This window comes from Microcystis sp. M144S2, assembly GCF_020246065.1.
Classification (GTDB): Bacteria; Cyanobacteriota; Cyanobacteriia; order Cyanobacteriales; family Microcystaceae; genus Microcystis; species Microcystis ichthyoblabe_A.
This window is the reverse complement of sequence record NZ_JADBTR010000033.1, coordinates 49,468-73,283: the sequence shown is the minus strand read 5'-3', so window position 1 is coordinate 73,283 and position 23,816 is coordinate 49,468. Positions and strand designations below refer to the sequence as shown.

The window sequence follows — 23,816 nt, the reverse complement described above, 5'->3', positions numbered from 1 at the left end:
GGAGAATTTATTCTCAATTATAAAAATTGAGATAGTTTGTGCCGCTTAAATAAAGAGGTTTTGATAACCAAATTAAAGCAGCTCTAAAGAGTTTTGAGTTAAAAGTTAAACTTCAAGTTTTCATTCAGGACGAATGTACTGATTAACTAATTTTTTGGGTAAAATTAGTTAACCCATCATTATAACATATAATTAATTTGCAAGAGTTCTATTGATGCAATTAACCTTTTTTTACAGTAAAAATACATCTACAGCGTTTCTCATCAAGATAAAGTGTAACCTACTTTGACATCGACCACCTACTCCCCAAAACGAAAACTTCGCACCTCACCATTAAGATAACTGCTGTAATACTGCTCACTTAATATTCTATTTTCCTACCGATAACTGATAACTGATAACTGATAGACGGTTGACAGCTTAGATGTGTAATTAATTTTGCTTAGGGACTGACAGCTATTTAAATATACTTTTGCCAGTTCATCCCTGGCTTGCTGGTTCAAGGGTTAGATATTTTCCGAGCAAAAGTGCTACAATGTAATCTTAAGGGTCAAAACAATCAAGGAGAAGAGCATGGTCAGCAAAATTGATCGCCAAGCATTTTTACAATCCTTAATCGTGCCACCGGGTAAAGAAATTTCTCTGCACAAAGACTACGATCCTGGGTTTAAGCCAGACTACATTACCAAAGAAGATGCCACACTGCTGCTGCAACAGGGGATCGAAAAAATGGCCGAGTTTCAAGATAAACTCTATGCCCAGGATACCTATGCCCTGTTAATTAATCTACAAGCCATGGATGCGGCGGGTAAAGATGGTACGATCAGACACGTTATGTCGGGTTTAAATCCCCAAGGCTGTCAGGTATTTAGCTTTAAAGTTCCCTCGGCCGAAGAACTAGATCACGATTATCTCTGGCGATATTATAAAGCTTTACCGGAGCGGGGTCGTATCGGTATTTTTAATCGTTCCTACTACGAAGAATTATTAGTCGTGCGCGTCCATCAAAATTTATTGGAACGGCAAAAACTCCCCCCGGAAGATAGAACCAAGAAAGTTTGGCAGCGACGTTTTGAGGAGATTAATAATTTTGAAAAATATCTGGTTAACAATGGGGTTATTGTCCTGAAATTCTTTCTCAATGTTTCTAAAGGGGAACAGAAAAAACGCTTTTTAGAAAGAATTGATCGCCCCGAAAAAAACTGGAAGTTTTCCGAAAATGATGTCAAAGAAAGAGCTTTTTGGGGTGATTACATGAAAGCCTACGAGGAGGTATTCAATCATACCAGTACCGAATGGGCCCCTTGGTATATTATCCCGGCTGATCGCAAATGGTTTACCCGTTTAGCTGTGGGGGCGGTTATTTATCACACCCTCGAATCCCTCGGTTTACGATATCCCACCGTCACCGAAGAACATCGCCAAGCTTTACTGAAAGCCAAAGAAATCCTGGAAAATGAGCAGGATTAAAAATAGAAGAAAATCCCCAAAAAGCGATAATTGCCAGAAAATCGATCTCTTGAAGAAATATTTTTGTTCATGTCGTCTTTTCTGTTAGGCTTAATTTTTGTCAATTATTGATCAGTAATTCCCAGATTTCTCCCCTATTATTGCCCTGGGAATTAATATTTCGTCGGGCTTTTACCCTTTGAATATTATAATCTTTATATAAATCATCAAAAAAATTGTTGTCAGAGTCAAAGTTTTTAACGTCGGAATTACTTAAAATAAATTTATAACCGGCGTGATCCACTTGATCGATAAATTGTTTTAATCTTATTTGCTCCTCATCGTTAAAATCTTCTTTAGTATAAGAGGTAAAAGCTGATGTTTTTTTAATCGGTTTATAGGGAGGATCAAAATAAAATAAAGTCTTGTTATTGGCATAATTTAGAGTTTGGACAAAATCTCCTTGTAGGATCGTCACTTTCTGTAAATGATGATTGACAGCTAATAAGTTTTCTTCATTGCAGATCAATGGTTTGACATATTTTCCAAAAGGGACATTAAAAAGTCCTTTGCTATTGACTCTATAAAGTCCATTAAAACAAGTTTTATTGAGAAATAATAACAAAACTGTTTTTTCTATATCTTCATCACAGCCACGAGAATTAAATTCTATTCTTTTATCTAAAAAAAACTTTTGTTGTTCCTCTAGATTTTTAAGTTCATAAAAATCCTGCTGGATTTTTTTAAGTTTGACTATTAATTCTTTGACATTATTTTTAATAACATTATAAGCCATGATTAAATCAGGATTGATGTCATTAACAATGACTTTTTGGACAGAAGAAAAATTATTTAAAACTGAGAATAAAACCGCCCCACCTCCGACAAAAGGTTCAATGTAGTTAAACTGACAATCTTGAGAAATCTGGGAATTAATCAAAGATAGAATATTGGGAACCAGTTGAGTTTTGCCTCCCGCCCACTTTAAAAAAGGTTTGCCGCTAACTGTTTTCCTTTGAGACAAAGAAGTGGTCATTATTATTGCTAGATTATCCTAATTTATTCAATTTACAGCGCAATTCAAGAAAACCTGAAAGGCGGATTTGGTATCAGAAAGGTAAACGGGGCATTTTTTTCAATACTGATTCAATTTGGTTGATTAAATCCAGCAGACGATTGCCATCCACATGAACCTCGCTGGTGGGATAATTGGCAAGGACTTCGATGACTTGAATCTCGTTATCGTTGAGGGCAGAAGTGACTAAGGAACCGCGTAAAGCTTGCCGACTAGCGGCTCGATTGGGGGTGTGGACAATTTCGGCGGCATAATCTAGCAAACTTTCGCCAAAAAAACTATTAAGAAATTTGGAAAGAAAGACGGCATCCACCGCTACCCGACGATTAAGGATTTTGCGGAATTCTTCGGGTTTTTGGTTAGCCATCTTTAATTGTGCCGCCAAAGCGGGAGCTAATTCGCCTGTTTCGCTCAATTGCTTTAATTCTGATACCGATACGGACCCTTGGAAGATGTGGTATTTGATGATAGCTGATTCGGCGGCTGACAAAGACTGACAAACACCGAGAAAGATAGATATTCCTAGGGGAAGTAAAAGATTTTTGAACATAAACCAAAGGTGCAAAACAAGCGAAAAGCGATCGGGATGATTGACTCATTCTAGCGGAATTGGTTGCCGCTTAGGAAAAACTTAAGACGGTGTGGATTATCTAGAGATGAATTTTTTAGTCACCCAACTAGGAGCAGAAAGCTGATAGCTTAATGCTAATCATTAATTTACATTCGCGACAGGGCAGCGATTTTTGCTAGTTTATCTTTTTCTAAACCGTTGAGATCCTCTAGCTTTAACCATCCTTCCTTTAACAGTTGAGCAAAGACAAAAATTAGGGAAGTATAGCGATAGTCATATTTACCATCAATCTGATGTCGTCGGGCGCTTAGATAATCGTGCATTTGCCAGATATCATCTAAAACCGTGATCTGACCAGACTGTTCTTTAATATGTTCTATTAAAGTGCTAGTTTCTCGCTGATAGGCTTTTTGGAAAGCAGTTTGAGCAATTTCTTGTTCGGTATCTGACCAAATTATTTCACTCATAGGCATGATTTTAGTTTTAGGGATGATAATTTTGGATTTTTGAACTACCTCGAATCTTTTCGCCCACATCTGTAAGAATAATTGTTTAGTTATTCTTACCTAGATCGGAGAAGAAACCGGTGTATTTACCAATTTTTTTAAGTCAGCCTTTTAATTGTATAAAAAAAAGAGTTCACTTGACAAGGAACTCTAATAAGTTTCATCAGAATTTTTAATGATTTCTCTCAGTAGCTATTTAGCCACGGGCAAAGTTTAATAATTCTTTCGGAGAAGCTAATAAATCGATCGCTACGAAGAAAATTTTATTATCAGGAGTTAGGAGGAAGCGCCATGCCATATTCATACCCACACCTGCACCAAACCAAGGAGTTTGTACTTTTCCCGTCACTTTAATCTGAGTAAAACCGTCATCGGCGGGTTCTACTACACCGCGTTCGGGGATTAATTTCAAATTTTGGCATTCTTCCCGGAAAAAGCGATATACTGCCTCTTTACCGACGACGGGACGTTGGAAAGGTGGTTGCAGAGCGCCGTCAGGGGTGAATAATTCAATTAATACATCAAAGTCATTCGCGTTGAGGTTGTCCATATAGTTGAGGACGGTGGCATTGGTAACGCCTTCAATGCTAACTTTAGTCCGTTCGGCAATATTTTGGGGAGGAACCACGGGTTCGGAAATACGGTTATAATCGCCCAGTTTCTTGGGATCGTAGCCCATATCCACCACACAATTCCGCAGAACGGTGATTTGTTGTCCCGACTCTAATTTTTTAATCCCGTCTAAAACGGCGCTGGCATTAGCAGATAGTTCATAACCCTTGGGAATTGGGGCAACACTGCCATCTTCCATCCATTGTCCTAATTGATACCAGAATCCCAGCTTGATATTAGCAGACCAAGTGCCGTAGGTACGACAAATCGGGGTGTCAGCATGGTTGGCTAAGTCGCACATCACCTGCGATTGTTGCAAGGGTGACATCTGCCGAATTTCATTCATGGTTTTTTCGGCAAACACCATACTAGCAGCGCCGGGGGCGGCAACGGTGATGGTTTTGCCCATTTCTAGGTAGGCAAACCAAATCAAGGCTAGTTGATCTTCGGTATTCAGCTGATTGAAACGCGCAATCGTGGCAGGAACCACATCCGCTGATAGCGTGTTGGGGAAAATGCTCCGCGCTGATTCGATCGTAAACGGCATAGATTCACCTTGAAGTAAAGTTTTGTATCAATTTACCCCCATTCTATCATATTTGCGCCCCAAGGCAGCACCACTAGAGAAACTTTCCCAAAAAAAGCTGTACTTTAGATCACACTTACCCGGGATTATCACAAAATCTTAATGGTTGAACAACTGTTCCATCACTTATTTAGGGTTGGCGGCAAAAAGTTTTTCGTGGGGCAGGGTGTGGGGTGTGGGGTGTAGGGTTTTTTAGGGGGTCAATACCTAATTTTCAGGGAAAAAGTCCAGGAATTTTACCCCCGATCACTCCAATGCTAGGCACTTTTTGAGGTCAAAAAAGCCTAAAAACCTTATCCAACAAGCTTTTTAGATTTATTCAGCAAACCCTATTTAGGGTTGGCGGCAGCAGCGATCGATCGCTGTTTGGCGATGCTAGATAACCGAAAGTATCTCTAAAGGATGATTTTTGCTGCTCTAACTCGTTTTCAACCCGGGACTACTCTTGATGCTCCCTAGTTTTTTCTAGTATTTCTCACCCCGTAGCAGGCCGTAAATTTGATCCGTATAGTCATAAAACTGAGCTTGTCGTTTAATTTTATAATTACGATCTAGGGGTAAATTAATTGTTAATTCCCGTTGTATAGTCCCCGGCCTAGCACTCAAAACATAAATACGTTGAGCCAAAAAAACCGCTTCATCCACATCATGGGTAATCATTAAAATACTACACCTGATTTTTTGCCAAATTTCAATTAAATATTCGTGCATTCTTTCTTTGGTTTGTACATCTAAAGCTGCAAAGGGTTCGTCCATTAATAAAACTTTGGGATGACAAGCAAGAGAACGGGCGATCGCCACCCGTTGTTTCATCCCACCCGATAGTTCTCTGGGGTAAGCATTAGCGAATTGGATTAAACCGACAATATCCAGATAATAACAGGCCACTTCCCAGCATTCTTTTGTCGATAATCCCTGTAGTTTTAAGCCAAATTCAACATTTTTTTGGATCGTCATCCAGGGATAGAGTGTATAATTTTGAAAAACCATGCCGCGATCGGCTCCTGGCCCTGTCACTTCAACACCATCAACGGTAATTTTGCCGGAAGTGGGCAGCTCTAAACCCGCAATCATTCGCAACAAAGTCGATTTTCCCGAACCAGAGGCCCCGACCGCACAGACAAATTCAGCACTTTCAACGTGTAAATTAATATCTTTCAGAGCGACCACAGCACCTCGTTTAGTGGTGAAAATTTTATTGAGTTGAGTAATTTCTAAGTGCATTAAGGTTCTTCTCTTATCATTAAAATAACTTTACTGGTGACAGAATAAACTCTGTGCTTGAGTTTTTAAATCAACGAGTAATTGACCATTTACAAGTCCAATGCAAAAGCAAACGAAAACTTAAATCTAGGGCAAAGCCAATAATTCCCAGGACAATTAAACAGGCAAAAATTTCATCGGTTCTCAGAAATTTCTGGGCCAATAAAATGCGTTTGCCTAAGCCATTATCGGCCGCCACCAATTCCGCCACTACTACCAAATTCCAGGCGGCCGCCATATTAACACGAAAAGTATCGATAACATTAGGAATAATATAGGGAGTAATCACTTTAAATAAAACCTGTTTTCGAGTTCCTCCAAGGGTATAAGTTACTTCGATCAATTCACGGGGAATGAACTTGACCGCATCCATAATCATCAGGGTATTAAAGAAAATTGTCCCGATAAAAATCAGCATAATTTTTGACGTTTCTCCAATACCCAAATAAATAACCAATAGGGGAATAAAAGCAGGAGCGGGCATATAACGTACAACGCCAATGATCGGTTCCATTAAACTACGAATACTCGGAAAAGTTCCCATTAAAATCCCCAGGGGAATAGCAAACAATCCTCCCAAAAAAAAGCCACCAACTACTCGTAAAAAACTGGTAATAGTATCTTGAATTAAAAAGCCCTGTTCTGCCAATTTTCCTAAGGCCTGAATAACGGCTAAAGGAGAGGGCAAAAATACGGATTCAATGCCCGCAAAACTAGAGATTAGTAACCATAAAATCAGTGGGACAATAATAGAGGAAACCATTAAAGTCCATTTTAGGGATTCGGGAATATCCTCGGTAATCCGCCAAAAAGTGCTTTGAGGAAGCGTTTTAGGTGTTGTGGTCATGGGATTTACCAAAGAAAAGAATAATTTTGATAGCCAATATCACCCAGTTATCAAACAATTCTTGAAGTCAATGATCGAGGGACTAATTAGGATTTTCTGTCTTGATTTGCCAACGCCTTGACAAATTGGGCATCTAGAATGGTTGTTAGATCGGGGACTTTTTTAATAAAGCCAACTTCCATCATAAAATCAGCCATTTTTTGAGCGGCAAAGGGCATATTTTTCATGGTTTTCCCCGGACTAAAGGCTTCTAAGTTTTCTTCTAAGGTGAAAAACTTCGTTCCCTCTTTATATAAGGCCAATTCTTCTGTGCTAATGCCCGCACGCTTGGCCATAATCTCATCGGCTTTTTGGGGATTTTTAGCCATAAACTCTCGAACATCAAACCAGGTTTTTACGAGAGCCTGAACCTGTTCTGGTTTTTCTTTGATTAATTTGGCACTGACAACTAACAAATCAGGAATAGCACCGGGAAAAGCTTTAGAACTAATTAATTCTTTAGAACCTTTTCGTTTAAGGGCTGTTGACCAAAAAGGTGGAAAAGCACCAACTGCATCTACTTTTCCCGATGCAAAAGCGGCAGCAGCAGCCCCTGTTTCCATGGGGACAATTTGCACATCTTTACGGCTCATTCCTTCTTTTTCTAGGGCTAAACTGAGGAGAAAGTCACCGACAACGCCTTCTTCGACAGCAACTTTTTTGCCTTTTAAATCTTGAATCGTTTTAATCTCTTCTGTGACAATAATTTTATCATTTCCTGACGAATTATCATTGACTAAAACAGCAACTTGACCATTCACTGCATCTCCTGCAAAAGCGATTGTATCGTTGAGAGTTTGACTATTTCCATCTAATTGTCCGGCGGCCAAAGCTTGTAAGGATTCAAGATAACCATCAAACCATTTCATTTGAACATTAGCGCCATTTTTAGCAAATAATCCCTCCTCTTCAGCGATCGCCCATGGCCACCAACCGGCCCAGTTACTATAACCAATGACAATCGGGGCAGTATTACTCAGAGAACTACTTGCATTGGGGGTTTGCTGAGGAGCTTGATTGCAACTAACGGTCAGGAGTAAGCTACTAAAAAAAACGAGAAGTAAGGAGAAAAAATTGCGCCGTTTCATAGGTAATAGCCTTTAGAGATGACAGCTAGTAAAACAGAAATAAATCTCAAAAACTGTTACTGATTAACAATTCAAGAACCTCGGCCTATTGACTTGGCTTTTTAGCCAATTTAACCACTCTTCTAAACCTTCTCCTGTTTGAGCAGAAAGAGCGATAATCTTTACATCGGGATTCATAGAACGAACATTTGCTTCTAAACGTTGTAAATCAATCTCTAAATAAGGAGCCAGATCTAATTTGGTAATAATCAGACAATCCGCTTCTTGAAACATAATTGGATATTTGAGGGGTTTATCTTCTCCTTCCGTAATACTTAATAGAGCAACTTTAGCGTGTTCCCCTACCTCAAATTCGGCGGGACAAACTAAATTTCCCACATTTTCCACCAACAATAAATCAAACTCTTTGGGGTTATAATCTTCTTTGAAACGATGAATTCCCCCGGCTACCATTTTGGAATCTAAGTGACAGGAGCGACCCGTATTAATGGCAATCACGGGAACTCCATATTGTCTCAGGCGCTCTGCATCTAGTTCTGTAGTCATATCGCCTTCAATAACAGCCATTTTTAATTGATCTTTTAAGGCTGCGAGGGTTTTTTCCAATAACACAGTTTTACCGGCACCAGGACTACTCATCAAGTTTAAACAGGTAATGCCCCACTCGTCAAAATGTTCCCGGTTGTGATCGGCTCCTGCTTGATTGGCATGAAGTAGATTAATTTCTAGGGCTGCGTCAAAAGTTTGGTGCATTTTAGTTGAGAATGAATAATTGATCATCGAACTTTTATAATTGATCGCTCAACATTGTTTAAGAATCTAAAGAATATTCAATGTGGTCAATTTTTAACTCTCGACCTGAACGAATATCCTCCATCGGCGATCGACAAGTTGGGCAGGAATATTGCTGGCCAATTTGGGGTTTATAATCCTTTTGGCAGCAATGACAATAAGCAATTAGGGGAATATTTTTAATTGCTAATTCCACACCAGCAAGAAAAGTATTAGCAGTTTGAACTTCAAAGGCAAATTGTAAACTGACCGGTTCGACACAGGTAAATTCACCAACCATGAGATGAATTTTTTCAATTTTGAGCTTTTCAGGTTGGCTATCATACCAATCTCGAACTGTCATAATTAACGCCTTGGTCATATCAGTTTCGTGCATAATATGCTGAAGTGGCTACTCCTTTTCTACTCTCTCTAGCTGCATTTTTTGGGCAATTTCGGTCGTTAACTCTCCTTTGTTGTTAGCGTTTAAAGAACAAATTAAAATAGTTAATCTGTCTAAATTTTCATTAGTCATCCAATCCATTAAAAATCCAAGATAATTCTGAACACTTTTTTCTGCTTGTTTGCGACTTTTCCAGACACGCGCCATTGACAAGTCATTAGTAATACCAGCAAAAGGTTCATCTGATTCATCTTGATCAAGATAGGGCAAAGCATTTTCAGCAGCAGCATAAATTTTAGGATCAGATACTAGAGTTAAAACGTAACCTAACCTTTTGTTAATAGGAATTCCAAATCCTTTGGCCATCGGTGTTTCTTCGCGAATGTGTTACCTCTCTAATTATTGCTGCTTTTGTCCTTAAATCCAAGGTTCATCAACCTCCATATTGGCATCAGAATGAATATAATAGGGCTTTTCTTTACGGGGTAATTGACCTGAAATAACCAGATGGGCCATGGCATCACAAATAACACGGGTAGCCATCAAAGAGGTCATATCACTAATATCGTAGGGAGGGGAAACTTCCACCACTTCCATACCACAAATGGGAGCTTTTTGGATAATTTTACCCAATAAAGCTAAGGCTTCACGGGGTAATAAACCGCCAGGTTCCGGCCAACCTGTACCGGGGACAAAACCGGCATCAATGCAATCAATATCGAAACTAATCCAAACGCAATCCGTGCCATCTAAAGCTCGTTCTAAGGCAAATTCGGCGGCGGCATCAATGCCTCGTTCCACAATGTCGGTGACGGTCAAAATATTAGTGGCCCGCTCGCGGCAAACTTTAACACCTTGACGGGGAACTTGCCAACCACCAATCCCTAATTGGACGAGATTTTTAGCAGGAGCATTTTTCATATTGGTGGCATGAAACCAGGGGCAAGTGTGCATCCGTTCATCTAAATCCGTTTCCTGGGTATCCACATGGCGATCAAAGTGAATAATACCGACTTTTTTATCCCCTAAATGCCGACAAATACCCCGCACTGTCGGAAAACCAATGGAATGATCACCCCCTAAAATAATCGGCAAGGCACCGGAACTAAAGACATGGGCAACCCCCTTCGAGATTTGATCGAAGGACTTTTCATTATTAGCAGGAATGGTGAAAATATCTCCCAGATCACAGAGAGTAATTTGTTCGCGCAGATCTACTCCTAATTCAAAATTGTAGGGCGTATAAAGGGCCGAAATCCGCCGAATTCCCTGGGGTCCAAAACGAGTTCCGGGTCGGTAAGTTGTCCCCGAATCATGGGGAACACCGACGATTGCCACGTCATAATTGCCCACATTCCGCACATCTTCCAAATAGGGGGCCTTCATAAAGGTGTTAATTCCCGCATAGTGGGGTAACTCACCCCTGGAAAAGGTGGGAATACTGCGATCGCGAATACTATCGGCCGCCTCTAAACCGTAGGTTAACCCCTGGGAAACTTCCTGTTGCCAACCGGTTAGGGGCAAATGGCGTTCTTTTTCTAGGGCCTGTTCAGCTTCGGTTAAATGCGGGGGTTGAAAAGTAGATTCCTCGGACATCATTTCACCTCAAAATACAATAACCCGGGAGTCTTCAAAGACACTGCCTCAAAACAGTTATCCTTAAAGTCTCCCGGGCTTTTATCCCGCCGTGTAGCCAGCTTAGACGGAAAAAATGTTTGATCCGATCATTTAAGACTAGCTTGCTCCTCTCGGACCTGACATTTAAAGAAGTTTAAATCGGAACTCTAGAAGCAATTTTCTTGACGTTAGACGATCTCAATCCCAAAAACAGTATCACAGACTACACAAAAGGGGATTTTTCCCGCTTAAATATGGTTTGCTGAATAATTAGGTGGGTATTAAAAACTTTCAGATGCCCCCCTTATTAAGCGGGGATTAAAGGGGGGACTAAGGGGGGATCGGCACCCTCCTTATCAAGGGGGATCCCCCCGCCTTCGGCTTCCCCCCTTATCAAGGGGGGCTAGGGGGGATCGAACCTAAAATCCATTTTTAATTTAATTATAACCAGCTACTTATATAATAAAAAGTATCTCCAGAGAATGATTTTTCCTGTCTCTATGCAACACCCCTCTCTGACTCGCTTTGAACCTGCGACTACTCTTGATGAAATCCATTTAACTATATCTCCTGAACCCCTATTAACTCAGAAGGAAATAGATGCTTTTTATCGAGAAGAAATGAATAAGGTGAGAGGGGAAGATAAAATTCAGCGTCTAAAATTAGGGTTAAAACGGATCATAGATACGCAACAATATTACAAAGCCTGTTTAATGGGACACACGGGGGTAGGCAAATCGACAGAATTAACTCGTTTAATTAATGATCATGAGATTAAACAGCATTTTGAACCCCTGCGATTTAGTGTTTTAAGTGAACTCGATGCGATTAATTTCAGTCCCCTTGATGTGTTTCTCTTTATGGTGGTGGAAATTGTTGAGAAAACCGCTAAAATTTCTCGACAACCCAGTGATGAAAATTTACAAAAGCTTTGGGATTGGTTTAGTTCTGAAGAATTTACCCGCAAGGAAACCAGAGAAAGTCAAATCAAAACGGAAGCAGGAGCGGGAGTAAAGGAAGATTCTTTCTGGAATAAAATTCTCGGACTTTTTGCCTCTCTCAAGGGAGAATTCCGGTTTGCTTCCTCGCGAGAGAAAAAAGTTGTTGAATACCGTCTTTCCCGTTCCAGAGATTTAATCAATATTGCTAATCAACTCCTGAAAGAGTGTGATCAGAACTTACAGGAAACTATGCAGAGAAGCTGGCTAATTATTGGAGAAGACTTCGATAAAGCTGGTGTTTCACAAGAAGCGGTCAGGGATTTATTTTTAAACTATTCTAACATTTTCAAAGATTTAGACATTCACATTATTTTTAATATTCCGATTGGATTGTATAATTCATCTCCCGGGATTAACCTCACTTTTGACCATAATCTCCTGATTCCCGATACTCCAGTTTTTTGCCAAAAAGATCATACTCCTAACCAAAAAGGACGGGAAGCAGTGAGAAAAGTTTTAGAAGCAAGAGTTAAATCTAATTTATTTGAAGATGGACAAATAGAGCGGGTTATTATTGCCTCTGGTGGCAATATCAGAGATTTATTTTATTTAGTTAGAGAAGCTTCTGATGAGGCAATTGTCAATCAACAAAATCTGATCATGTCTAGTCATGTTAGCAGGGCAATTCGCAGTTTAAGAACAGAATATGAAAGACGTTTAGGCCAAAATCCTTATGATATCGATTCTGTTAGTTATGGGGATAAGGTATTATTGTTAAAACGAATTTATGATGCTAATCCGGAAGCACAAATTCCCAATGAAGTATTATACGCTTTATTAAATGATCGAGCGATTCAAGAAGTAGATGGAGACGGGGAAAGATGCTTTATGGTGCATCCCCTTGTGGTTGATATTTTAAATGCTCAAGGTCATATTCCTACTGGTCCCGATGGAGGTGTCCCCGGTGGTACATCAAGTTAATCAAACTAATCAATCGGAGTTAGAACCGGGTACTATTTCCCATACGGCAGCTCGTTTGCTATTATGGGGACAAAGACCATCTAGAGGTTTAGCTAGGGTGGAATTTTATGATGAGTTTTCCCGTCAGCAAGTAGTTAGAGAATTAGAGAATAAACTGCAAGAACAAGGCATTATTTTTCATAAAATTGTCTTACCAATATGGGAAAAACCTTCTTTTGTCTTGAACTTCTTGTTAACACAATTGGCAGAATTGGAGTCGGGAGTAGTATCAATTACTGGTTTTGAAACCGCTTTTTCTGATGCTTCCCTAGTAGATGCCTTGCAATTAATTAATTTCAATCGAGAAAATTTAGCTCGCTTTAATCTCCGACAAATTTGGTGGATGAATCATAATTTTACTAACAAAGTTATTCTGTATATGCCAGATTTAAATTCTTGGTTTTTCCTGCGGTTATTTTTAACAGAAAATTCAACCCAAGCTACCAACTATAATCAGCTATTTACCGATAAAAATACCGTTCATGATCCCTATAATTTACCAGGAACAGCAGTTAACTTTGTTGGTAGAGAACAGGAATTATCCCGGATTCATCAAGCTTTTCAGCAATCTTCCCCAGTGGTTTTAAGTGGGATGGGAGGTTCGGGAAAAACTGAATTAGCTTTACAGTATGCTTGGCAACATAAAGGGGATTATCCTGCGGGTATTTGTTGGATAAATGTCCTTAACAGTGACCCCGGTTTAGCTATTTTATTTTTTGCCAGAGAATACCTGGGTTTAAACATCCCCAATCAGGGAACCTTAAGTGAACGAGTGCGTTACTGTTGGCAAAATTGGCCCGAGGGAAATGCTTTAATTATTTTTGATGATGTGCGTGACTACGACCAAATTACATCTTATCTACCACAGGGAAAAGAATCTCGTTTTCGGGTTTTAATTACCACTCGCTTTAGTTACTTAGGGGTATCGCTATCAACGATAAACTTAGATGTTCTCACAGCAGCGCAAGCTTTAGATTTACTGCAAACCTACTTAGGAAAAGAACGTCTAACCGCGGAGTTAGAGGCAGCCAAGCAACTTTGTCAGTGTTTAGGATATTTGCCTCTAGGATTACAATTACTAGGCAGTTTTCTGAGACAAGAAACCACTGAAACTTTAGCAAATAGCAAGGAAAAATTCCCCAAAAAAGGCTTAAAATATCTCAACTCTGATAAGGAGGAAGTCCGCAGTATTAAAACAATTCTGGATCTCAGTTGGCAACTGTTAGAAACAGAAGAACAAAAATTAGCTCTTTGTCTCAGTTTATTTGCTTCGGCACCTTTTCCCAAGCACTTAATCATCAGTTTATTTTCTGATGAAGCTAAAGACGAGATAGAAAAATGGTTAACCGATAGCTTGGTTAAGCTTAATTTGCTGAAATCTTTAGGCAATGAATGGTATCAACTGCACCCTCTCATCCGTCTTTATCTACGGGAAAAATTAGAAGGTTCCGAGATAGCCAATACCGCAAAAAGTCGTTATTGTACGGTGATGACAGATACATCGAGAACAGTCCCCGAAACTCCCACTCTAGATATTATTCAAAATCTGACTCCCTTAATTCCCCATATTCAACAAGCTGTCAGGGAATATCCAGAATATATCGCTGATGAGGATTTAGCCGAGTCCTATATGGGTTTAGCTCGTTATTATAATGGACAAGGATTGTATGCTATTGCTGAACCTTACTGTCAAGCTTGTTTAACCGCAACTCGAACTCGCTTAGGAGAAAATCATCTCGATGTGGCAGATTCCCTCAACAATTTAGCAGCATTGTACTATTCTCAAGGCAGATACGCAGAAGCGGAACCATTGTATAAGAGCTCCCTTTCTCTGACAGAACAGCTATTAGGAGAAAACCATCCCGATGTTGCTACCAGTCTCAATAATTTAGCAGCATTATATCAATGCCAAGGCAGATACGCAGAAGCGGAACCATTGTATAAGAGCTCCCTTTCTCTGTGGGAACAGCTATTAGGAGAAAACCATCCCCATTTTGCTACCAGTCTCAATAATTTAGCAGAATTATACCGATACCAAGGCAGATACGCGGAAGCGGAACCATTGTATAAGCGCTCCCTTTCTATGCGGGAACAGCGATTAGGAGAAAACCATCCTGATGTGGCAGTTTCCCTCAACAATTTAGCACTATTATACCGATGCCAAGGCAGGTACGCAGAAGCAGAACCCCTGTATAAGCGCTCCCTTTCTCTGACAGAACAGCTATTAGGAGCAAACCATCCCGATGTGGCAACTTCCCTCAACAATGTAGCAGGATTGTACAATTCCCAAGGCAGGTACACAGAAGCAGAACCTCTCTATCTAGAAGCGATTAATATTTTCAGGGAAAGATTAGGAGACAATCATCCCAATGTGGCACAATCCCTCAACAATTTAGCAGGATTGTACCGTTCCCAAGGCAGGTACACAGAAGCGGAACCTCTCTATCTAGAAGCATTAGATTTGAGAAAAAGACTCTTAGGAGACAATCATCCCAATGTGGCACAATCTCTCAACAATTTAGCAGCATTGTACGATTGCCAAGGCAGGTACACAGAAGCGGAACCTCTCTATCGAGAAGCGATTAAGATTGCTACCCAAGTATTAGGAGACAATCATCCCGATAGCCAAACAATTATGGAGAACTATAAAACTATGTTGTCGCAACTCCGGCAAGCAGAATCAAGATAGAGTTTAAATGCTTGGGAAAATAGGGTTTGCAGGCGCACGGATTTTCCATTATGAATATAGTATCATGTCAAGGGGCTTTTGTCAAGAGAAAATTTGACAACATCCAGAAAAACCTAGCCGATTGTAGGGGTAATTCATGAATTACCCCTACACCTATTACCTAGTCCAGTAACCCACCACCTAATCATCGACTATGATTGGAATGATTGAATGATGGACTATGATGGAATTAATCACTGATAACTGATAACTGATAACTGATAACTGATTACTGATTACTGATTACTGATAAAGCTATGACACTCAAAGAACAACTAATTAAAGAAATCGAGCAGACACCTGACACCCTTTTGACTGAATTACTTGACTTTTTGCTCTTTATCAAAGAAAGACATACTGAAATAGAAATTACAGAAGAAGAGCAAGCTAACATAATCGCTTCTGAATCAGCTTATCAAGCAGGAGACTATCTAACCCTCGAAGAATATGAGACAACTCAAGCGTGAACTACAGAGTTATTATTCCGAAACCAGTTCAAAAACAACTAAACAACTTACCCAAACAACAACGCGAACGCTTAATTACTGCCATTAGACTACTTACCGATACACCTCGTCCTAGCGGAGTCAAGAAACTCAAAGGATATGATGACACCTACCGAATTAGAATAGGGGATTATCGCATCATTTACAAAATTCAAGATCAAGAAATGCTTATTATCATATTGAGTAGTATTCATCGAAAAGATGCTTATTGAACCTCTCAGTAGGTGGGTGGAGTGAGAACTATAAAACTATGTTGTCGCAACTCCGGCAAGCAGAATTAAGATGAGTTAGAGTTTAAATGCTTGGGAAAATAGGGCTTGTAGGCGCACGGATTTTCCATTATGAATATAATATCATGTCAAGGGGCTTTTGTCAAGAAAAAATTTTTCTGACCCGGAAGGAATTCAACCTAGATAAAAACTGAGGATCAGAGCCACTAAAAAACTCATTAACAGGCATAAAATTCCGAAATAAAGGACGATTTTAGCACGGAAAGCTGATAGGAGGAGGATAAAAGCTTTAATATCAATGAGGGAAGCGACCAGTAAAAAAGCTAGAGTGGAACCGACGGACAGATTAGTAATTAAAGAACCGGGGACAAAAGTGCTAAGACTGGCATTAACAGCGAGGGTGAAACCAAAGAACAACTGCACGAGAATTTGAGTAACGGGAGTATTCCCCCAAGCAATTAATTGACTCTGAGGTAATAATAACTGAAAGACACTAGAGATCGCACAGCCAATAATTAATAATCCCCCTAATTCCAGTGCTTCATCGATAAAGTTATCGAGAAATAGCTGCAGAGAAATTGGCCAAGCTTGCCTATCTCTAGTTTTATACTCATAAACAAGACTGCCGACTCTTTGTAGGGGTTGACTGGCTGCTTCCTCCGGTAAAAAACTACCGGAAAGAACTAAACTCGATTCTAGGGGAATTTCGCTATCGGTGCGGGGTTTTTCCCGATAGAAACTAAAGAGAGTGCCGATAAAAATTGCCATTAACCAGACCGAAAGCGATCGATAGAAGAAAATACTAGAATAGGTGAAAGTCTGCCAAGTTAGCCAAAGAGTGACGATATTTAGGGTAGGTGCAGCGGTGAGAAAGCTAAACACCACCCCTGGGGGTACTCCCTCTAATAAGAATCTTCTAGCGACGGGAATCGTGCCGTATTGTCCGACGGGTAGGATTAATCCGATGGCACTGCCGATGATCGCTCCTAAGACTCGATTACGGGGAAATATCGCCGCTAATCGCTGTTTATTGACGAAAACTAGCAAAAAACTGGAAACGGCTGTCCCCAAAAGTAAAAAGGGAAGCGAGGTCAAGACTAAACTAAGAAAAAAAGTAACGGCGATAGAAATTTGATTCATGAATAGGGTTCAAGATCGGAAGCTATCCTACAAAATAGCAGATAAGGTAAAAAGTAAAAAGATCGGTTTTAGATGCAACAATAGGTTAGTTTGTTGAAATCAACAATTAAAAAGAACGTAAAGCGATTAATTGTGCCTCAGCTTTATGAAGGGATTCTAACCATTCTTTTTCGGGATCGCTATCGGCAACTATTCCCGCTCCCACTTGTCCCCAAACGGTGTTTAAATTCCCTTGAGCAGTCATTAATAGAGTACGGATGAGAATATTCAAATCTAAATGACCCCGTAGGTCAATATAGCCACAGGAACCATAGAATAAATTGCGTCGCATCGGTTCCAATTCTTCGATAATTTCTAGACAACGAACTTTCGGACAACCGGTAATTGTTCCCCCCGGGAAAAGAGCTTTAATTAAATCAATAGCATGATACTTTTTATCTAATTTTCCTTGAACATTACTGACCAAGTGCATAACATGACTATAACGCTCGATCGTCAGTAATTCATCAACATCAACCGATCCCCATTCACAAACTCTACCCAGATCATTACGTTCTAGATCCACTAGCATAATATGCTCGGCCCGTTCTTTTTTATTAGTTAATAGTTCCTCGGCTAATTGTTGATCGAGTGCCTCGGTTTTACCCCGGGGACGAGTTCCAGCGATTGGTCTAGTGCTGGCTATTCCTCTTTCTAATTTTACCAATCTTTCGGGAGAACAACTAATCATTTCTCCCCAAGGAGTGCGCCAATAACTGGCAAAAGGAGAAGGGTTTATCTGTTGTAAACTGCGATAAATTTGCCATCCTTTTGCCTGAGTTGTGCTTTGAAATCTTAGGGATAAATTTGCTTGAAAAATATCGCCTTTTCTGATATAGTCTAACGCTTTTTTAACAGCTTTTTCGTAGTCGAGTTGAGAAGTATAAAAGATTAAGGGAGAGGGATGAGGATCGATGAACTCAAAATCGGGGTTAGTGGTTAAAGATTGTTCGTATTTATCTAAATCTTCGGGTTTAGTGGCAGCTAACCAGAGAATTTGTGCTTGGTGATCGAGAATGGCAAAACTATCCGGTTCATACCAATAAGCGACGGGAAAAGGGAGAGTATCAGCTTTCCTGTCGGGTAATTTTTCTATTTCCCAAGCTAAATCGTAGCCTAACCACCCCAACCAACCGCCATGGAAGGGAAGATGATCGGGAAGCACATCCGAGCGAGTTTGGGGGAGTAAACTGCTTAAAAAGGGCAAAATTTCGCCCAGTGCGGGGGTCCAAAGCTGACGCGGGGAACCAGCGCAAAGAGAGTAACGAGAGAGGGAATTACCCGGATAGGGACTTTCTAGTAAAGTAGCGATCGCATCTTGGGCGAATAAGCAGGCAAAAACCTCGGAACCAGTGCGCTGATGCAGAGGAAGCGATCGCCAATGCCATGCTAAAGGTTTTTGCATCTAAAATCGCGGGCCAAAATAGCTGGAAAATTGGGTATAACTAGGGTTTTGGTGTTAGTTGTGGGGGAGTTGATCTTTCCTATCTGCTAACACCTATTATCTTAGTCCTAAATGTTTGCTGCCTCCTAATTATCCCCGATAATCGAGGTCAATTTCTTTAGAACCGCCGCGCTGTAATTGACCTAATAATTCCCCTAACTGACTCCAAACCAAACCACCGATAAAGATAGTCATGGGGAGAGAGATAGCGTAGGCAACCCAACCATTGAGAATAAATATATCTAATCCCGAGGCCAGGAAAAGACAGATTCCTACACAAATACCAATAAAAGGAATTTGTAAGGAACTGGATTTTAAAAGATTTTGATCGTCTGAACCCTTATTTTTATACCAATTGTTAACCACTTGCTTGAGACTAGCTTCAAAAGCGGCCCCGCAGGTAATACCGATAAATAAACCGGCAAAAACTAGAAAATAGGGCGGTTGGGGCAGAAAATAATAATCCATAGAAAAAGTGATTAACCGATGATGACCTTAAACACTTTAACGCGAACTGGTTTCTCGCGGAAGGACAGCGGCCACACCTTGGCTGGATAATTCCCGAAAAGCGCTCATGGCCACATCCAAGAGTCGCCGCGGTTGCAATTCTCCTTGAATTAAACCCCAGAGACGTTGTACTTCTGCGGTATGGAGACGGTCATCTTCCGTTAAAGCTAATAGCAATTGACGACGCAGATAACGACCTTCTTCCGAGAGAAGAAAAGTGATGCCTAATTGCGCGGTGGGCAGTAAATCGAAGTTACTTTCCGATCGAGCCATTGTAATCATGTTTTCTAGGCGTTGCCACTGGAATTTACCGTCTTTGAACAGCACATCTAGTAAACGCCGGCGCAGTTGGGGCGATTCCCCGGTCAGGAGACGTTTAGCAACGTAGGGATAGGCTACTTGGACGATTTTGAAGTTAGGATCGAGGGTGAGGGCCACCCCTTCCTGGGTGACGAGGGAACGAATAATCAGGGCGAATTTGGCGGGAATCCGGAAGGGATATTGGTACATCAATTCGGAGAAATCATCGGTAATAGTGCGGAAATTGAAGTCACCGACCCTTTGACCGATGGCATTGCCTAAAACCCGTTCTAGAGCCGGAATAATGGGTTTTATATCCGTTTCTGGGGTTAAAAATCCCAGTTTGACAAAGTTGGCGGCCAGGTTTTCGTAGTCTTTGTTAATTAAATCGACGACGCAACTGGCGAGGGTTTCTTTAGTTTCCTCCTCTAACTGGTCCATCATGCCAAAATCGATATAGGCCATGCGACCATCAAAAGTGGCGAAAAGATTACCCGGATGGGGATCAGCGTGGAAAAAGCCGTGTTCGAGGAGTTGCTGTAATCCAGAGGTGACGCCGATTTTAACGATATTATTGGGGTCTAATCCTAAAGCTTTGATATTCTCGGTATCGGTGAGTTTATAGCCATCAATCCATTCCAGGGTGAGGACGCGGCGACCACTATAACGCCAGTAGATACTGGGAACTTTAACTTCAGGGTTATTTTGGAAGTTAGTGGCGAATTTTTCAGCGTTGCGACCTTCGTTTTGATAGTCGATTTCCTCAAACAGTTTGGTGCCGAATTCATCGACAATCAGGGTGAGGTCGTGGCCAAGATTGAGGGGTAATAAACTACCAAATTTTTGGGCGGCCCAGCGCATTAGATATAAATCGAGGCTTAAAAGCTCCCGCAGCCCAGGCCGTTGCACTTTAACGGCTACTTCCTCGCCGGTGGGGAGTATCGCTTTGTAAACCTGGCCTAAACTAGCGGCAGCCACAGGGGTGGGGGATATTTCCCGATAGGCTTTTTCTACAGGCATCCCCAATTCTGTCTCGATAAGGGCAAAAGCGATATCGTTATCGAAGGGGGGAAGTTGGTCTTGCAGTTTAACTAATTCGTCTAAAAAGTCTTTGCGAACTAGGTCGGGACGGGTAGAGAGAGCTTGACCGACTTTGATGAAGGTGGGACCCAAACGGGTGAGAATTTGCCTAAGTTCGCTGGCACGCTGGTATTTATTGGCTTCTTCTTGCTTTGTCCATTTGTCCCAGAGGAGACTGAGGAGAAATAATCCTAAAGACCAAGTAATCACGAAAGCGCGACCAAACAATTGCCAAGGTTTGTAACGGTATTGTTGAGCGATCGCTTCTGCACTGTAAGGAGTGAACTGTGTTTCTTCTCGTTTCCGGTCAGTTTGACTGTCTTGATGCCGACTCACAAGCTAATCTCTATATATCTTACGCCACTTGATATTGTAGCTAAGTTCTTGACATCAGTATACAAAACTACACATTATTTAATAATTGTTATAATTCCCAGAGAAATCATAAGTATTTATGGCTGGACTGCCGGGGAAATTCTCGGCTAGTGGATGTCCTCAAGTACCTGATGGATATTTTCAACAAGCTGTTCTATAAAGGTAACGGCATCATTAATCATATTTTCATCGATATTCCAGCGACTACCAATGCCATAACTCGGGTCTATATCAGCTTCATGGGCGATTTTGTTCCTTCGCTCAACAATTGCGCTAAGTTGGCTTTTAATATCTTTGGCTGGTTTATTTAGTTTGCTGGCCACTTCTTCCCACAATTTCTTGGCTGAAATTAATCTAATGGCCTCCGCTATCTTGTCCGGTTGTTGAAAGCTTTTATATCTGAGGTTTTCTCTAATTTCAGCCTCTAGCCAATAATTACTATTAAGTTTGTTGGTGAGGAGATTTTCAATCATTGGTAGTACCTCGGAAATTGAGCGAGATTCTTGACCAAAAAAAGAACCGTAGTTTTGTTGAATTTCGTTCTCTAGCCAAGAGCTAATACTAATAGCTATCAATCGTTCTTGTCGTGCGCCATACAAGGAGACTTGAAAACGAGAAAAGGCAGATTGAGAACTGTTAGGAGTGGGAGAAGGTTCTGAACGTTGGCCTCGATAAATTTCTAGCATTCCTAGAGTAACCACTTCGTGAATATAATAATCTAAAGCGCTCACAGTCAGGACTAAAGCGGCTCTGAGGATATCCGATACATCTAGGGCCGAAGTAGTCTGAGATTTGAGGGAATTGTGGATAGCGATCAAGTCACGAACGCGGGCAATGCTAAGGCGAAATTGTTCAATTGCTAACTGCATAAATCTCGGAGGTAAGACCGATAACTTTGTCTGCCAAGTCAGAAAAAATATTTTTAAATTCTTCTTGTTTTTCTTGGGCTTTATCTAACACTTTACCTTGCCATTCTAATTGTTCAGCAGTTAGCGCAAAAACGGGCGTTTGATGCTCTTGAGATAAGGCAATAAGACTATTAAAATCAGGTATTTTTACTAGAGTACAGCAGTCTGGTACACCATTCTGATCGTAGATAAATTTCGGTAGCATCATGCCATTTTTTTCTAGGGCTGGAATCATTTTATTGCCAATATTTTCCTCGATTTCGTTAATCCAGTTTTGAAAAGCTTTTGTTTCTTGACCACCTCTGATTCGATAGTTCTGAACAATAGTTCCCAAAAAATGTAGGTTAACTTCGGGGAAGGGATAGTTGGCGGTTTTGAGAATTGGTAAAGCACTAGCTGCCTTAGCCCATTGGTGCCACTTAGGCAATATTTTAGCTAAAGAATCGATAGCCATAACCGAGAAAAAATCTGGCGTGGTTGGCACAATAAAAAAGTTGCTGGTCATCAGTATATTTTGATTGATTGACCCCAAACTGGGACTCATATCGATTAAAATATAGTCAGCTTGAAATCTTTCGGCAGTTTCGTCTAATAAATATGTAATCGCACCGGGGAGATTTTTTAAAGTCTGAATTGACCCGCTAAGTTCTTGAGCAAGACCTAGGCTAACTTCATATTCAGCCAACCCCACATGACCGGGCAGTAAAAATAAGTCATCACGACCATCAATAGGAATACAGTCCACAGCTTCAATTAATCTCGGTTGAGACTCAAAAGCAGGTGCTAAAGCTGTTTTAATGTTAGAGTAAGTATTGTAGATTGCTTGTAGTCTTTCCTCCCTATCTTCACTTTCATTAGTCAAAGCCATACCAGTTAAGTTACATTGGGGATCGGTATCGACAATAATTACTCTTTTGCCCTTCTCCGCAAGCATCCAACCAAGGTTAAAAGTGGTTGTAGTTTTGCTGACTCCACCTTTATGATTAAAAAAAGCTATTTTTTGCACCATGGCATTAATTATATTTGAAGATTGTTGCCCTTGGTCATTATTATAACATCAGTGTGGAGATTTTGCCATGATTTCTAGGCTAGAATCAGAGTTTCGGATTACTCGTTTTAATGCCTAGCAATTAAGGAAAAATTGCGCCGTGGTTTCCACCCTAACACCCCCAACCGGATATTTAAGCAATTTCATCGGGATTAATGCCCAATTCTCGCAGCTTTTCGGCTAATTTTTCCGCCCGTTGTTGTTATCTTTCTTTGGCTAATCTTTCCTGTTCTTTGGCTAATCTTTCCCGTTCTTTGGCTAATCTTTCCTGTCGGGCTGACTCTTGAGGGGTGGGAACCAATTCACCCGACTCGGTGAAATAGCGCAATTTATGGTTCTTCGTTACCTAGTATGGTTCGATAGGGTGGCATAAATCGACTAAATTCTTATCTGGCAGGAGATTTAATTGATTAGTTCGCTCTAGATCGAAAACAATTGACAAAAATCGCCAAATGTCTTTCTCTATAAGAGTTTCATTCCTTATACCCCTGTACGTTGCATAAGACAAACCGAAGAACCTTTTTTATTAATAGTTAGGGATTGCTGAATAATGGTAAAACCCTTTTAAAATAAGGCTTTTGACCTGTTAAAATCCGATGTTAGTGCCAGAAAATAGAATTGGGACTTTCAAAAACCTTGCATTATTCTTTTTGTAGTACATAAACTGGTACAAAAAGAGGGCAACAAAGCCTGAAACTTCTGACTGCTGCCTGACCCCACCCT

At 40.6% G+C, this 23,816-nt stretch carries 22 protein-coding genes, 1 pseudogene and 1 riboswitch; of the genes and pseudogenes, 5 read left to right on the top strand and 18 right to left on the bottom strand.

The window, feature by feature from the left end; all coding sequences use genetic code 11:
- The first annotated feature begins 573 nt into the window (after nucleotides 1-573).
- Nucleotides 574-1,470 carry a polyphosphate kinase 2 family protein gene (locus IM462_RS04620; protein ID WP_149107115.1) on the top strand — a complete coding sequence of 299 codons (897 nt, stop codon included), beginning with the start codon at nucleotides 574-576 and terminating at the stop codon, nucleotides 1,468-1,470.
- Nucleotides 1,471-1,570: 100 nt separating this feature from the next.
- On the opposite strand, the gene IM462_RS04615 is transcribed toward IM462_RS04620, so the two are convergent.
- From IM462_RS04615 to IM462_RS04565, 11 genes are all read right to left on the bottom strand, one after another.
- Complete coding sequence (locus IM462_RS04615) at nucleotides 1,571-2,485, bottom strand: DNA adenine methylase (protein WP_287701046.1); 915 nt, start codon at nucleotides 2,483-2,485, stop codon at nucleotides 1,571-1,573.
- A 73-nt stretch (nucleotides 2,486-2,558) separates the two neighbouring features.
- A complete protein-coding gene (locus IM462_RS04610) occupies nucleotides 2,559-3,074 on the bottom strand; it encodes an alpha/beta hydrolase (protein WP_002784786.1) in 516 nt (171 codons plus the stop codon).
- A 167-nt stretch (nucleotides 3,075-3,241) separates the two neighbouring features.
- Nucleotides 3,242-3,568, bottom strand: coding sequence for a fluorescence recovery protein (frp, locus tag IM462_RS04605; protein WP_002746320.1), 327 nt, complete (start codon nucleotides 3,566-3,568; stop codon nucleotides 3,242-3,244).
- Between the two features lie 229 nt (nucleotides 3,569-3,797).
- Complete coding sequence (locus IM462_RS04600) at nucleotides 3,798-4,760, bottom strand: orange carotenoid-binding protein (protein ID WP_002777584.1); 963 nt, start codon at nucleotides 4,758-4,760, stop codon at nucleotides 3,798-3,800.
- A 504-nt stretch (nucleotides 4,761-5,264) separates the two neighbouring features.
- Nucleotides 5,265-6,023 (bottom strand): ABC transporter ATP-binding protein, encoded by a 759-nt coding sequence (locus tag IM462_RS04595; RefSeq protein WP_287701042.1) that lies wholly within the window; start codon nucleotides 6,021-6,023, stop codon nucleotides 5,265-5,267.
- 70 nt (nucleotides 6,024-6,093) lie between these two features.
- Nucleotides 6,094-6,909: an ABC transporter permease gene (locus IM462_RS04590; RefSeq protein WP_287701040.1), complete on the bottom strand. Its 816-nt coding sequence runs from the start codon at nucleotides 6,907-6,909 to the stop codon at nucleotides 6,094-6,096.
- Between the two features lie 86 nt (nucleotides 6,910-6,995).
- Complete coding sequence (locus IM462_RS04585) at nucleotides 6,996-8,036, bottom strand: ABC transporter substrate-binding protein (RefSeq protein ID WP_287701038.1); 1,041 nt, start codon at nucleotides 8,034-8,036, stop codon at nucleotides 6,996-6,998.
- 63 nt (nucleotides 8,037-8,099) lie between these two features.
- A complete protein-coding gene (hypB, locus tag IM462_RS04580; RefSeq protein WP_287701036.1) occupies nucleotides 8,100-8,789 on the bottom strand; it encodes a hydrogenase nickel incorporation protein HypB in 690 nt (229 codons plus the stop codon).
- A 58-nt stretch (nucleotides 8,790-8,847) separates the two neighbouring features.
- A complete protein-coding gene (gene hypA / locus IM462_RS04575) occupies nucleotides 8,848-9,204 on the bottom strand; it encodes a hydrogenase maturation nickel metallochaperone HypA (RefSeq protein ID WP_002731704.1) in 357 nt (118 codons plus the stop codon).
- A 15-nt stretch (nucleotides 9,205-9,219) separates the two neighbouring features.
- On the bottom strand, nucleotides 9,220-9,576 hold the full coding sequence (locus tag IM462_RS04570; protein WP_002791437.1) for a hypothetical protein: 357 nt from the start codon (nucleotides 9,574-9,576) through the stop codon (nucleotides 9,220-9,222).
- Nucleotides 9,577-9,627: 51 nt separating this feature from the next.
- Nucleotides 9,628-10,806, bottom strand: coding sequence for an agmatinase family protein (locus tag IM462_RS04565; RefSeq protein WP_002791436.1), 1,179 nt, complete (start codon nucleotides 10,804-10,806; stop codon nucleotides 9,628-9,630).
- A 68-nt stretch (nucleotides 10,807-10,874) separates the two neighbouring features.
- A riboswitch (guanidine-I (ykkC/yxkD leader) is annotated at nucleotides 10,875-11,009 on the bottom strand.
- Between the two features lie 318 nt (nucleotides 11,010-11,327).
- On the opposite strand from IM462_RS04565, the gene IM462_RS04560 reads away from it, so the two are divergent.
- The 4 genes from IM462_RS04560 to IM462_RS04545 all read left to right on the top strand — a co-directional run bounded on the left by IM462_RS04560 (nucleotide 11,328) and on the right by IM462_RS04545 (nucleotide 16,234).
- Nucleotides 11,328-12,749, top strand: coding sequence for a hypothetical protein (locus IM462_RS04560; protein WP_287701034.1), 1,422 nt, complete (start codon nucleotides 11,328-11,330; stop codon nucleotides 12,747-12,749).
- Nucleotides 12,718-15,477: an FxSxx-COOH system tetratricopeptide repeat protein gene (gene fxsT / locus IM462_RS04555; RefSeq protein WP_287714890.1), complete on the top strand. Its 2,760-nt coding sequence runs from the start codon at nucleotides 12,718-12,720 to the stop codon at nucleotides 15,475-15,477. The genes IM462_RS04560 and fxsT overlap by 32 nt, the downstream gene beginning before the upstream one ends.
- 296 nt (nucleotides 15,478-15,773) lie before the next feature.
- Nucleotides 15,774-15,983 (top strand): DUF2281 domain-containing protein, encoded by a 210-nt coding sequence (locus IM462_RS04550; protein ID WP_287701030.1) that lies wholly within the window; start codon nucleotides 15,774-15,776, stop codon nucleotides 15,981-15,983.
- On the top strand, nucleotides 15,980-16,234 hold the full coding sequence (locus tag IM462_RS04545; RefSeq protein ID WP_002760924.1) for a type II toxin-antitoxin system RelE family toxin: 255 nt from the start codon (nucleotides 15,980-15,982) through the stop codon (nucleotides 16,232-16,234). The genes IM462_RS04550 and IM462_RS04545 overlap by 4 nt, the downstream gene beginning before the upstream one ends.
- A 192-nt stretch (nucleotides 16,235-16,426) precedes the next feature.
- Here the strand turns inward: IM462_RS04545 and IM462_RS04540 are convergent, their stop codons facing one another.
- From IM462_RS04540 to IM462_RS04510, 7 genes and pseudogenes are all read right to left on the bottom strand, one after another.
- Nucleotides 16,427-17,392, bottom strand: coding sequence for a permease (locus IM462_RS04540; RefSeq protein WP_287701028.1), 966 nt, complete (start codon nucleotides 17,390-17,392; stop codon nucleotides 16,427-16,429).
- Nucleotides 17,393-17,498: 106 nt separating this feature from the next.
- Complete coding sequence (locus IM462_RS04535; RefSeq protein ID WP_287701026.1) at nucleotides 17,499-18,836, bottom strand: anthranilate synthase component I; 1,338 nt, start codon at nucleotides 18,834-18,836, stop codon at nucleotides 17,499-17,501.
- A gap of 129 nt (nucleotides 18,837-18,965) precedes the next feature.
- Entirely contained in the window at nucleotides 18,966-19,343 is a 378-nt protein-coding gene (locus IM462_RS04530; RefSeq protein WP_002734118.1) for a hypothetical protein, read from the bottom strand.
- A gap of 36 nt (nucleotides 19,344-19,379) precedes the next feature.
- The gene (locus IM462_RS04525) at nucleotides 19,380-21,098 is read right to left on the bottom strand and encodes an ABC1 kinase family protein (RefSeq protein WP_287701024.1); all 1,719 of its coding nucleotides are present in this window, start codon (nucleotides 21,096-21,098) and stop codon (nucleotides 19,380-19,382) included.
- Nucleotides 21,099-21,244: 146 nt separating this feature from the next.
- On the bottom strand, nucleotides 21,245-22,006 hold the full coding sequence (locus IM462_RS04520) for a HEPN domain-containing protein (RefSeq protein ID WP_287701022.1): 762 nt from the start codon (nucleotides 22,004-22,006) through the stop codon (nucleotides 21,245-21,247).
- Nucleotides 21,990-23,054: a ParA family protein gene (locus IM462_RS04515; protein ID WP_287701021.1), complete on the bottom strand. Its 1,065-nt coding sequence runs from the start codon at nucleotides 23,052-23,054 to the stop codon at nucleotides 21,990-21,992. Before IM462_RS04515 ends, IM462_RS04520 begins: the two co-directional genes overlap by 17 nt.
- A gap of 172 nt (nucleotides 23,055-23,226) precedes the next feature.
- Nucleotides 23,227-23,427: pseudogene (locus tag IM462_RS04510) on the bottom strand (Uma2 family endonuclease); the annotation flags it as partial.
- Nucleotides 23,428-23,816: the final 389 nt, after the last annotated feature.

Coding starts and splice junctions, on each gene's coding strand:
- fxsT (WP_287714890.1), top strand. CDS start 12,718: ATGGAGGTGTCCCCGGTGGTACATCAAGTTAATCAAACTAATCAATCG.
- IM462_RS04515 (WP_287701021.1), bottom strand. CDS start 23,054: ATGGTGCAAAAAATAGCTTTTTTTAATCATAAAGGTGGAGTCAGCAAA.
- IM462_RS04595 (WP_287701042.1), bottom strand. CDS start 6,023: ATGCACTTAGAAATTACTCAACTCAATAAAATTTTCACCACTAAACGA.
- IM462_RS04590 (WP_287701040.1), bottom strand. CDS start 6,909: ATGACCACAACACCTAAAACGCTTCCTCAAAGCACTTTTTGGCGGATT.
- IM462_RS04600 (WP_002777584.1), bottom strand. CDS start 4,760: ATGCCGTTTACGATCGAATCAGCGCGGAGCATTTTCCCCAACACGCTA.
- IM462_RS04530 (WP_002734118.1), bottom strand. CDS start 19,343: ATGGATTATTATTTTCTGCCCCAACCGCCCTATTTTCTAGTTTTTGCC.
- IM462_RS04585 (WP_287701038.1), bottom strand. CDS start 8,036: ATGAAACGGCGCAATTTTTTCTCCTTACTTCTCGTTTTTTTTAGTAGC.
- IM462_RS04535 (WP_287701026.1), bottom strand. CDS start 18,836: ATGCAAAAACCTTTAGCATGGCATTGGCGATCGCTTCCTCTGCATCAG.
- IM462_RS04610 (WP_002784786.1), bottom strand. CDS start 3,074: ATGTTCAAAAATCTTTTACTTCCCCTAGGAATATCTATCTTTCTCGGT.
- hypB (WP_287701036.1), bottom strand. CDS start 8,789: ATGCACCAAACTTTTGACGCAGCCCTAGAAATTAATCTACTTCATGCC.
- IM462_RS04620 (WP_149107115.1), top strand. CDS start 574: ATGGTCAGCAAAATTGATCGCCAAGCATTTTTACAATCCTTAATCGTG.
- IM462_RS04560 (WP_287701034.1), top strand. CDS start 11,328: ATGCAACACCCCTCTCTGACTCGCTTTGAACCTGCGACTACTCTTGAT.
- IM462_RS04550 (WP_287701030.1), top strand. CDS start 15,774: ATGACACTCAAAGAACAACTAATTAAAGAAATCGAGCAGACACCTGAC.
- IM462_RS04565 (WP_002791436.1), bottom strand. CDS start 10,806: ATGTCCGAGGAATCTACTTTTCAACCCCCGCATTTAACCGAAGCTGAA.
- IM462_RS04570 (WP_002791437.1), bottom strand. CDS start 9,576: ATGGCCAAAGGATTTGGAATTCCTATTAACAAAAGGTTAGGTTACGTT.
- IM462_RS04615 (WP_287701046.1), bottom strand. CDS start 2,485: ATGACCACTTCTTTGTCTCAAAGGAAAACAGTTAGCGGCAAACCTTTT.
- hypA (WP_002731704.1), bottom strand. CDS start 9,204: ATGCACGAAACTGATATGACCAAGGCGTTAATTATGACAGTTCGAGAT.
- IM462_RS04540 (WP_287701028.1), bottom strand. CDS start 17,392: ATGAATCAAATTTCTATCGCCGTTACTTTTTTTCTTAGTTTAGTCTTG.
- frp (WP_002746320.1), bottom strand. CDS start 3,568: ATGCCTATGAGTGAAATAATTTGGTCAGATACCGAACAAGAAATTGCT.
- IM462_RS04520 (WP_287701022.1), bottom strand. CDS start 22,006: ATGCAGTTAGCAATTGAACAATTTCGCCTTAGCATTGCCCGCGTTCGT.